The 9,692-nt window shown below is 42.6% G+C and carries 10 protein-coding genes and 1 pseudogene; 5 read left to right on the top strand and 6 right to left on the bottom strand.

The features are described from left to right. Positions 1–379: 379 nt before the first annotated feature. The 3 genes from LC574_RS11780 to LC574_RS11770 form a co-directional block, all read right to left on the bottom strand. Positions 380–1,876: a DICT sensory domain-containing protein gene (locus LC574_RS11780; RefSeq protein WP_229453692.1), complete on the bottom strand. Its 1,497-nt coding sequence runs from the start codon at positions 1,874–1,876 to the stop codon at positions 380–382. Positions 1,877–2,109: 233 nt separating this feature from the next. Continuing rightward, positions 2,110–3,609: a UDP-N-acetylmuramoyl-L-alanyl-D-glutamate--2,6-diaminopimelate ligase gene (locus tag LC574_RS11775; RefSeq protein WP_229453691.1), complete on the bottom strand. Its 1,500-nt coding sequence runs from the start codon at positions 3,607–3,609 to the stop codon at positions 2,110–2,112. Between the two features lie 53 nt (positions 3,610–3,662). After that, on the bottom strand, positions 3,663–3,950 hold the full coding sequence (locus tag LC574_RS11770; protein ID WP_229453690.1) for a glutaredoxin family protein: 288 nt from the start codon (positions 3,948–3,950) through the stop codon (positions 3,663–3,665). A 16-nt stretch (positions 3,951–3,966) separates the two neighbouring features. On the opposite strand from LC574_RS11770, the gene LC574_RS11765 reads away from it, so the two are divergent. The 4 genes from LC574_RS11765 to LC574_RS11750 all read left to right on the top strand — a co-directional run bounded on the left by LC574_RS11765 (position 3,967) and on the right by LC574_RS11750 (position 7,170). Further along, on the top strand, positions 3,967–4,317 hold the full coding sequence (locus LC574_RS11765) for a DUF952 domain-containing protein (protein ID WP_229453689.1): 351 nt from the start codon (positions 3,967–3,969) through the stop codon (positions 4,315–4,317). A 34-nt stretch (positions 4,318–4,351) separates the two neighbouring features. Next, the gene (locus LC574_RS11760; protein WP_229453688.1) at positions 4,352–4,534 is read left to right on the top strand and encodes a DUF4089 domain-containing protein; all 183 of its coding nucleotides are present in this window, start codon (positions 4,352–4,354) and stop codon (positions 4,532–4,534) included. Positions 4,535–4,855: 321 nt separating this feature from the next. Continuing rightward, positions 4,856–5,635: a DUF3574 domain-containing protein gene (locus LC574_RS11755; protein ID WP_229453687.1), complete on the top strand. Its 780-nt coding sequence runs from the start codon at positions 4,856–4,858 to the stop codon at positions 5,633–5,635. Positions 5,636–5,739: 104 nt separating this feature from the next. Then, positions 5,740–7,170, top strand: a complete 1,431-nt coding sequence (locus tag LC574_RS11750; RefSeq protein WP_229453686.1) for an AtzE family amidohydrolase — start codon at positions 5,740–5,742, stop codon at positions 7,168–7,170. Between the two features lie 189 nt (positions 7,171–7,359). On the opposite strand, the gene LC574_RS11745 is transcribed toward LC574_RS11750, so the two are convergent. From LC574_RS11745 to LC574_RS11735, 3 genes are all read right to left on the bottom strand, one after another. Continuing rightward, the gene (locus tag LC574_RS11745; RefSeq protein ID WP_229453685.1) at positions 7,360–7,989 is read right to left on the bottom strand and encodes a Uma2 family endonuclease; all 630 of its coding nucleotides are present in this window, start codon (positions 7,987–7,989) and stop codon (positions 7,360–7,362) included. A gap of 340 nt (positions 7,990–8,329) precedes the next feature. Further along, positions 8,330–8,530: a hypothetical protein gene (locus tag LC574_RS11740; RefSeq protein ID WP_229453684.1), complete on the bottom strand. Its 201-nt coding sequence runs from the start codon at positions 8,528–8,530 to the stop codon at positions 8,330–8,332. 146 nt (positions 8,531–8,676) lie between these two features. Further along, positions 8,677–9,186 carry a GNAT family N-acetyltransferase gene (locus LC574_RS11735; protein WP_229453683.1) on the bottom strand — a complete coding sequence of 170 codons (510 nt, stop codon included), beginning with the start codon at positions 9,184–9,186 and terminating at the stop codon, positions 8,677–8,679. Between the two features lie 215 nt (positions 9,187–9,401). Between LC574_RS11735 and LC574_RS11730 the strand changes: the two are divergent. Next, positions 9,402–9,692: pseudogene (locus tag LC574_RS11730) on the top strand (ribonucleoside-triphosphate reductase, adenosylcobalamin-dependent); the annotation flags it as partial.

Here is a 9,692-nt window from a genome sequence, read left to right as displayed (position 1 = left end):
AAGTCATGATGCTCCGCCAAATTACCGCCGCGCTACCAAAAACTTCTAGCTAACAATCTTAGTCATTGGTCATTAGTCATTAGTAGAGACGCGATTAATCGCGTCTGTACAATGGTCATTAGTCATTAGTCATTAGTCATTAGTCATTGGTCATTGGTCATTAGTCATTAGTCATTAGTCATTAGTCATTGGTTATTGGTAGTAATGACTAATGACTAAAATTTTTATAACCCAAATAGGATTGCTATAGCACCATAAAGTTAACTCAGGGGATAATTAGACATCTCCAGAAATTAATTATGCGTTACCTGAAACCCTTGTACAGACGTTGCAATGCAACGTCTCTACATTCATTTTCGGAGATGTCTATTGTAACTCATCACTCATTTTCTATTGCGATCGCTCTTGGGGTATCGCCAACGCTTGGCAGTTGTACTGTAAATGTAGAACCTTCATATAATTTACTTTTCACAGAAATAGAACCGCCAGAGCGCATTAGCAATTGCTGTACAATTGTTAACCCCAACCCAGCACCACCATAATCTTCATTTGCTGCTGTACGCACACGATAAAATCGGTCAAAGATTCTGGGAATCTCGCTTTCGGCAATACCGATACCTGTGTCGCGGAATTCTAATTGGACATAATCGCCTTGAATTCGGGCACGCACCCATACTTCACCCCCATTAGGAGTAAACTTAATGCTGTTGTGCAGCAGATTAATCACAATCTGCCTCAGCCCACCACTCACACACCAAATAGATGGAAGTTCAGTAGGTACGGTGTAGGCTAGCATAATCCCTTTTTCTTGGGCTAGAGGTTGGTAGGTACTAACTACTCCAGGTACAATCTCTGAGAGCCGCACCAACTCTAAAGCTGTTCCTTCTAAATTACGTTCCAGCTGCACCAGTTCCAACAAACCAGTAATCAGGGAATTTTGCTGATCGCACTGGGTATTTAACATCTGTAAATAACGTTGTCGCTGGGGGGGTTTAAGATTAGGAGAATTCAATAACGAAAGTGCTGTCTTCATGTGCGTCAAGGGTGTACGCAATTCCTGACACACGTTTTTTAGATATTCATCTTTGAGTTGCTCTTTGTTTTGCAGTTCTTGATTTTGCTGCTGCAACTTGGTACTGCGTACTGCGATGATTTGACGATTAATTTCATCTTGTCGCAGTAGTTGTTTTGCAAACAGTTGATTCATCAGTGCGCCTTGGGGCGCAGTTGGACAAATAAAATCAACAGGTATTGGGGATGATTCTGGCGTAATCGCTTGTTCGATACCATTTAATACTTGCTGAATTACTCTCCCCTCAAGAGTATTTATAATTAGTAACGGCTGGTTTTTATTAGTATTTACCTTCCCCGATGTCTTATTTTTGCGTTTTTTAAGTGGTCGATGAGCCAAAATTAAACTGCAAAACTGGGGCGATAACACTATCAGAAAGTTTTCCCGTCGCATTTGGCTATCTGGTGATAGGTGAACGGGGACATGATGAGGGGATGAGGAAGATGAGGAAGATGAGGAAGATGAGGAAGATAAGGGGGTATTTTCTTCCCCTGCTTCCTCTGCTCCCTCATCTTCCCCTGCTCCCCCATCTCCCCCTTTTGCACTTTCGTCAATTTGGCAAGTATAAATGAGACTAGACGCACTTACCGAGGATTGATAACGCGCTAATTCTGATTGCCAAATTTTTTCTGGTGGTAACTTCACCCATAAAGTGGCTGCAATTTGCTGCTCAATTAGTAAGTCAATTTGCGCTCTCACCAGTGATAGCAGAGTAGCAGGACTGAGGGACAATGGTTTAGGAGGCGCTTGCACTCCCATAATCACTTGATAAACAGACAGATCCTTAGCCAGAGAAACATTCATGAGTCAAGCACAACTTGAATGAAGCAAGAAATAACTCTGTCTTCGATTTTCACCTTTATGTGTGCATTTTTTACAAAATTCCCACGGAAATAAACATTAACTATAAAAAACTACAACTAGAAGGGAGTGGGGAGTGGGGAGTGGGGAGTCGGGAGCAGGGGGCAGGGGAGGCAGGGGGAGCAGGGGACAATAATTAATATCCAATGCCCAATGCCCAATGCCCAATGCCCAAATTAAGCTTTTATGTTCAGTCTTTGGTGTAAAGTGTTGCGTGCGTGTTCTCGATCGTCAAAATGGATTTTTTCGGTGCCGAGAATTTGGTAGTCTTCGTGACCTTTACCAGCAAGTAACACTCCATCACCGGGTTGTGCTTGTAAAATAGCGGTACGAATTGCAGTAGCCCGATCGCAAATTACAGTTGGCTGTACTGTATCAGCAATTCCTGCCAAAATATCTTGCAAAATCCTTTCTGGGTCTTCAGTCCGGGGATTATCTGATGTCACTACTGCAACATCAGCTAATTCAGCCGCAATTTTACCCATTTTTGGGCGCTTAGTGCGATCGCGATCGCCGCCACAACCAAACACGCAAATCACCTTACCAGGTATAAACGGGCGTGCAGCTTTCAGCAAATTTTCTAAACTATCGGGTGTGTGGGCATAATCCACAATCACGCTAATATCTTGGTCAGGACTAATCTGTACCCGTTCCATCCGTCCGGGAACTCCGGGAAATTCAGGTATCACAGACGCTACTAACTGCAAATCTAGTCCTAAGTGTAAAACTGCTCCTACGGCTGCGAGAAGATTTTCTAAATTATATTGTCCGATTAGGGGCGATCGAAAAGCTACATCCCCCTTTGGTGTATGTAATGTACCACTGACACCATTCGGCTGGTAACTTAAATTACTCATCCATAAATCAGCGCTGTTGTCGTTGACACTGTAACTCCAAACCTGTTCGGAATCCAACGAGGCAATTAAGCGCTTCCCATAGGAATCATCAGCATTAATTATTGCCCGTCCCTTGAGATAATCAGGGCTAAATAACAACGCTTTGGCAGCAAAGTAATCTTCCATGTCGGTGTGATAGTCGAGATGGTCTTGGGTAAGATTACTGAACACGGCCACCTCAAATTGACAACCCAACACTCTACCTTGGTTCAAAGCGTGGGAACTTACTTCCATCACCCCGAACTCACTACCAGCCTTTACAGCCTCTGCTAGCTGCTGTTGCAGTTCCACTGCAAAGGGCGTAGTGTAGGCAGCAGTTTGCTCAAAACCTGCCCAACGAGTGTAAAGAGTACCCATTAAAGCTGTAGCTAGATTAGCTTTAATGAGCAGAAATTCAATCAGATGAGTAGTTGTAGTTTTGCCATTTGTACCAGTCACACCCACCAGCTTGAGTTTTTGCCCCGGATAACCATAAAAAGCACTGGCTATCTGGGCACAAGCTTGAGTTATGTTACTTGCACTGATGACTACAACTTCATTTGTGGGAGGATTTTTTTGTGCAGCTTCGGGAGAAACGATCGCAGCTACAGCCCCCGATGCGATCGCACTTTGCCAAAATTCCCCACCATCAACCCGCGCTCCTGGCATCCCAATAAACAAATCTCCCACACTACAAGCATGGGAATTCGTCTTCAAACCCTTAACTTCCACATCCTCCATCGGATAGCTAGGCAATTGTTCAACACTGTCTACCGCCGTTAGTAATTCCCGCAATTTCATTTTGTGAACCTCGTCACCTTCTTAATCTTGCGCTTATTCTGCATTATTTTTTTCTAATTGGCTAAATACTTACGCAACATTTCCTCTAACTGCTGCACACTAGCACGAGGAGAAGGACGTGGCAATAATTTCTCACTCCCTTCTTCCTCCGTGCCCTCTGCGCCTCTGTGGTTCGATAAATACAGTACCGGCACCTCGTACTGATATGCACTGAACCAATCTTCACGAGTCGTAATATCCCTAATTTCCAACTCGAAACTAAGATTTTGGATTTGTTCTAGCTTTTCTTGCAAGCCTTCACATAAATGACAGCCAGGTTTACTGTATAAAATTAATCGCATTTGTTAATTAATTATCATGAACACTATTTTACACATCACTAAAAGCGAACAATGGGAACAAGCAAAAATCCTCGGAACTTATCGGGGTGATACGTTAGACTTGGAAGGATTTATTCACTGTTCGACAGCAGCACAAGTTATCTGGGTTGCGAATCGTTTTTTTACCAATCAAAAGGGTTTGGTAATTCTTTGCATTGATTCTGATCGAGTTAAAGCTGAAATTCGTTATGAAGCTGCGGAGGTTGGTGAATTATTTCCTCATATTTATGGTGAGTTAAATATTGATGCTGTGTTTCAAGTGGTTGATTTTGAGGCTGGGGAAGATGGTTTATTTCAGTTGCCGCAAGAGGTTATAAATTTAGAATAACGAACCGCCAAGACGCCAAGGACGCAAAGAAGAGATGGAAGGTTTTAATGTGGGTGAGTATGTTGATCAAATGGGGTTATTGTTGGATTTAGAGATAAGGGATGAGTATCGTGATGGTGTGGTGGCAAATTTTGAGAGAATTAGTGCGATCGCTAATCTTGTAAATTCTTTTCCTATACCAGAGGATATTGAAGTTGCATCAGTATTTGAACCATAGTTATGTTTAATAGTAACTATAGGTATGAATAACAATTTTGTTATAAAGTAAACGGACAAACTCTAAGTATTAATCAGCAATGCGATTTTGTTAACTCATTAAGGCTATGTGATGAGTGATTTTTAATGCAGTGTAAAACCGCATGAAATTAAATCCACAGAGCTTTATTGCAGAAAATGGTAATGATGTGGTAAAAATACTATGTTTAACAAAAATATGTTTAATCGCTTGACAAGAAAGTTATGAGCCGCCTAATAAGCACTTGTGCTTGTTAAGCAGTCCAAGGATACCTTAAACTGTCGCCTTTGTGGAAAATTACCAATGGCTAATGTAATAGGAAAAAAGATGTTTTTGGGGATTGCTAAGACTGTAGCCGCAAGTGCAGCACTCTCTATTGCGATTTCACTTAATGCCGTCAAAGTAGAGGCTGCTTCTCTTATCCAAGAAAGTTTATTCTTCGGGCGCGACATTCCTGAAGGCGGGGAGGTTTCTGATGCAGATTTTCAAACTTTTTTAAATAATGTCATTACCCCCCGCTTCCCGGATGGATTAACGGTTTTTGATGCTAATGGACAGTACCTAGACAATTCAGGCACGCTGATCAAAGAAAAGTCAAAGAACATCTCCTTACTTTTTGACGATACGCTGCAAAATAAAACCTCTATCTCCGACATTATTAATAAATACACCCAACAATTTAATCAAGAAAGCGTTTTACAAGTTCTTGATGACAATGTAAATGTTAGCTTTATTACTGCACCGGAACCAATTTCTGTTCCTGAACCAGCCTTTGCCTGGGGTTTAGTTGCATTAGGCGTTTTAGGCGCAGGTTCAGCTCTCAAGAAAAAGATAGCAGGATCTACGCATCGACACAAATATGTCACCATTACAGAATGGGTGTTAACAGCTGAAGCTCAAATATGCGTTGATGAGCCAATAGTCGGGGAGCATGTGACTCAGGGCAAACGCATCGGGAGCATCCCACTTTTTTACATGTCATTGCGAGGAACGAAGCAATCGCAAAATTCTTCAGGTCAAAACGAGTCCATGAGATTGCTTCGTCGTTCCTCCTCTCTACGAGACGCTGCGCGAACGCAATGACAGTTATTCTCAAGAGCAAAATAAAAACTGGGATGCACCCAACGCATCTAAACTCTGGATATCTTTTTTAGAAAGCTAAACGCCCTATCTTCTAATATTTCAGGATGAATCTTGACTTAGCTGATGCTGTATCAATAGCTGCTGCTGTGCGTGAAGGCAAAGTTAGCGCGGTGGAAGTTACCAAGGCTGCGATCGCACGAATAGTAGCGCAGGATAATCAACTCAACTGTTTTACGGCTGTCACTGCTGAGACAGCTTTAACAGATGCAGCACGCATTGACAGGGAAATTGCCCAAGGTAATCATCCTGGAATACTTGCTGGTGTGCCTTTTGCGGTGAAAAATCTCTTCGATATCGCTGGTTTAACGACTCTGGCGGGGTCGAAAATCAATGCAGAGAACCCAGCAGCTAGCCAAGATGCAACCGCAGTAGCGAAGCTGAAACAAGCGGGTGCTGTGCTGGTTGGCGCTTTGAATATGGATGAGTACGCTTATGGCTTTGTCACGGAAAACTCTCATTACGGTGCTACTCACAACCCCTATGATTTACAACGAGTTGCTGGTGGTTCATCGGGTGGTTCGGCGGCGGCTGTTGCTGCTGGGTTAGTACCGTTGACATTGGGTTCTGATACTAATGGTTCAATTCGCGTTCCGGCGGCGTTATGTGGCGTTTTTGGTTTTAAGCCGACTTACGGAAGGTTATCTCGGGCTGGGGTAGCTTTATTTTCTAGCAGTTTTGACCACATTGGCCCTTTTGCGCGTTCGGTACAGGATATCGCTACAGTGTTTGATGTGCTTCAAGGAGAAGACGATCGCGATCCCATTTGCACAAAGCGTCCGCCTGAATTATGTTTACCACAACTCAAGCAAGATATTTCTGGTATCAGAATTGCGTTGACGAAGTCCGCCGAAGGCATCGCTGCTGATTATTTCACCAAAGGCGCAGAACTGGAAGCTTTAGCAGCAGTGCAAAAGGTAGCTGATGCAATAGAAGTCACTGAATACGTAACGATACCAGAAGCACACCGCGCCCGTGCTGCGGCGTTTGTGATTACAGCTAGCGAGGGTGCAAATCTGCATTTGGATAAATTGCGATGTCGTCCTCAAGATTTTGATCCAGCAACACGCGATCGCTTTTTGGCTGGGGCGTTAATTCCTAGTAGCTGGTATCTGCAAGCCCAACGCTTTAGAAAATGGTATCGCGATCGCGTTCGGGAAGTGTTTCAAAATGTGGATGTAATTCTTGCCCCAACTACACCAATTTCCGCACCGCTAATTGGTCAACAAACCATGATTTTGGATGGCGAAGAAATTCTTGTCCGTCCTCATTTGGGATTATTTACTCAACCATTATCTTTTATTGGTTTACCAGTTTTATCAGTGCCAATTCAGCGTCCAAATGCATTACCATTGGGTGTGCAATTGATAGCAGCACCATATAATGAAGCGTTAATTTTACGGGTTGCAGCTGCGTTAGAGGTAAAGGGTGTAGTTTCAGCACCAGTAATATCCCAGGGCTATTTCATTCTCATCTAGCCCGCCTCAGAATAAATTCTGAGGCTAATAACAAAAGTCGTCTAAAGACGACTAAGAAAGGTTTTTAGTCCACTTTAGTGGACTTAAGCTAAAAGCCTGTGAACTTTAGTTCTGGGCGGTTTATGTTTAGAACGAAATAGCCCTGGTAATATCCCCCTTCTAATATCTCCCTGCTCCCCTTCCTCTTCTTCAACCTAAGCGCTGTTTGAGTTCACGAATTGCGGCACTGGTATTGCGATCGTAGGCAACTTCAAAGCACCTAGCAACTATATCCTGGAGATTTATATCTGGGAAATATTGGCTTTGAGTTTGAGCAATATATTCTGTACCTTGTAACTGATAAATACACAGTTGTTTTTTGCGGTATAGCCAGACTTCTGGAACTTTATAAGGGAGGTAATCATTCACATCAGAATAACTCGTTACATCAATTTCCAGCACCAAATCAGGAGGAGGATCAGCACTCCAGTCAATTCGTTCCTTACCAGATACGGCTTCCCAATGGTCAATGTAAAAACAATAGTCTGGTTCGATTCCACTCTGCTGTGGTAATTCCATTGTCACAGGAGTAAAAGCATCGTACTCACATCCAACATAATCCAGCAGAACTGTAATGATATTTGCGATTAAATGGGCATCACGTCCATGTTTAGGAAGAGGAGACATGAGTAAGACTTCTCCATCTTGGTATTTTATGCGGGGAATTGAATTGCCACCTCGTTGCTGACACAAACTCTGATAATCTTGCCAGGTTGCAGGCAACCGCACAACTGCTCCCACAGGTAGTTGAATTTTCTCAAGCGAGACTAATGCAAACATAGCTCAAACTTTAGAAATTGAAAGCTCAAGGTTATTCTAATTCTTTTGCTGGAGATGACGCCAAGTAATACGGCTAAAATAGCATTTTTTTTCAACTTCCTAAATTCTTAAGGGACTTCCAAAAAATAAAAAACTCCACGCCACTTGCTCTCTGGAGTTTCCCGTCGCTTTTAATATAGCGGTTCTCGAATGGAAGCAATACACTTTGACCTCACTTCCATTCCTCTCTCCTAAAAGGAGAGAGGCTTTGAATCTTGCTCCCCAACGCTAGCTCTTAAGGGGCTGGGGGTTAGGTCTGTATTGGACTCAAGCGAGAAGCGCTATAAATTATCCAATTTACTTAGTACAGCATTTCATTAATTCGTAGCGAATTAAATTTGGCAATACCCTGCAATGCCAATGCATGGGGTAACAATGCCAATGCATCGGCTGACAATGCCAATGCATCGGATAACAATGCCAATGCATCGGATAACAATGCCAATGCATCGGCTGACAATGCCAATGCATGGGGTAACAATGCCAATGCGTCCCCTTGCATTAAAAACGTTACGATTTTACGCAAAGTTGTACTTAGATAATATTTTTCTTTCTCCCCCTACCCTTGAAAGCTGCTCCCTGCCCCCCCGCCTACACCGCGATAGGATATTTTTTTAGTTGGAAGTCCCTAATTAGTAATAAATAATACTACACCCCATGAAAAGTTGAGGGATAAACAACCTTCCCTTTATAGTTTTTTTGATAGCTTTGCAGTGGTTTAACCATAAAGACATCCTCTGGTACTGGAAAAGGAGACTCGATTTCATAAACAATAGAAGGCTGAAAACCAAAACGAGTATAGAAGTGGGGATGACCAAGGACAATCACTATGGCTTCTTTCTTTACCTCTGCTATTTCTAAGCCTGCTTTTATTAGTGTGCTGCCAATACCTTGTCTTTGAAACTGTGGATGAATTGCCAAAGGTGCTAAACCGAGTACTTGTAGTGTTTCTTCACCCACTAAATCAATGTAGCTGAATAAAATATGACCGACTACAACATTTTCAACCTCTGCAACTATAGAAAGTTCTGGAATATAGCGGTCTGAACGGCGAATTTCTTCCACAAGTTTAGCCTCATTTTCCTGCCCAAAGGCTAATGTATTCACCTCAGCTATTACTGTATGGTCTGGCAGAGTTTCACAACGAATGTTAATCATTTTAAAATTACTTAGGATTTAAAATGTGCTAATTAAAACTTTTTATTACGTTCATACCCAAGGGTGAGCAACATTATACATCATAAATTTCTGTTGCAATTAGTACGATTTATAGCTAGCGTAAAGTGGACAATTTGACAATCTTTAATACTCAAACTACTTGGCGTATAGTCATAATCTGTCCGCACGCAACAAGAACGCAAGACACTTGATATATGGTTCGAGAACTCGAAAGAAAACGCCAGAGTGCAAAGTTTCCCGAAACTGCACCGGCTGCTAATCCCGTATTTTTTAGAACCTATAGCCGCAAGACATTGGCGGGACTAAGGGAAACATGGGATGAAGTATGCGATCGCACTCTACTCGGCTTAGTCGAGTTGGGAAAGCTAACTCAAGAAGAAGCTGTCATACTAGATAAGATGCAGCGCAACTTGAAAGCTATGCCTAGTGGGCGCTGGCTATGGGTTGGTGGTACAGACTGGATAACCAAGCCAAAGAACTTTTCC

The sequence above is a fragment of the Nostoc sp. CHAB 5715 genome (assembly GCF_020829685.1).
Classification (GTDB): Bacteria; Cyanobacteriota; Cyanobacteriia; order Cyanobacteriales; family Nostocaceae; genus Nostoc.
Note: the sequence above shows the minus strand (reverse complement) of the source record. Positions and strands in the feature narration are given on the sequence as shown.

Bases quoted from the DNA above. Each gene is read 5' to 3' on its own strand.
- LC574_RS11780 (WP_229453692.1), bottom strand. From the start codon at position 1,876: ATGAATGTTTCTCTGGCTAAGGATCTGTCTGTTTATCAAGTGATTATG.
- LC574_RS11775 (WP_229453691.1), bottom strand. From the start codon at position 3,609: ATGAAATTGCGGGAATTACTAACGGCGGTAGACAGTGTTGAACAATTG.
- LC574_RS11770 (WP_229453690.1), bottom strand. From the start codon at position 3,950: ATGCGATTAATTTTATACAGTAAACCTGGCTGTCATTTATGTGAAGGC.
- LC574_RS11765 (WP_229453689.1), top strand. From the start codon at position 3,967: ATGAACACTATTTTACACATCACTAAAAGCGAACAATGGGAACAAGCA.
- LC574_RS11760 (WP_229453688.1), top strand. From the start codon at position 4,352: ATGGAAGGTTTTAATGTGGGTGAGTATGTTGATCAAATGGGGTTATTG.
- LC574_RS11755 (WP_229453687.1), top strand. From the start codon at position 4,856: ATGGCTAATGTAATAGGAAAAAAGATGTTTTTGGGGATTGCTAAGACT.
- LC574_RS11750 (WP_229453686.1), top strand. From the start codon at position 5,740: ATGAATCTTGACTTAGCTGATGCTGTATCAATAGCTGCTGCTGTGCGT.
- LC574_RS11745 (WP_229453685.1), bottom strand. From the start codon at position 7,989: ATGTTTGCATTAGTCTCGCTTGAGAAAATTCAACTACCTGTGGGAGCA.
- LC574_RS11740 (WP_229453684.1), bottom strand. From the start codon at position 8,530: ATGCAAGGGGACGCATTGGCATTGTTACCCCATGCATTGGCATTGTCA.
- LC574_RS11735 (WP_229453683.1), bottom strand. From the start codon at position 9,186: ATGATTAACATTCGTTGTGAAACTCTGCCAGACCATACAGTAATAGCT.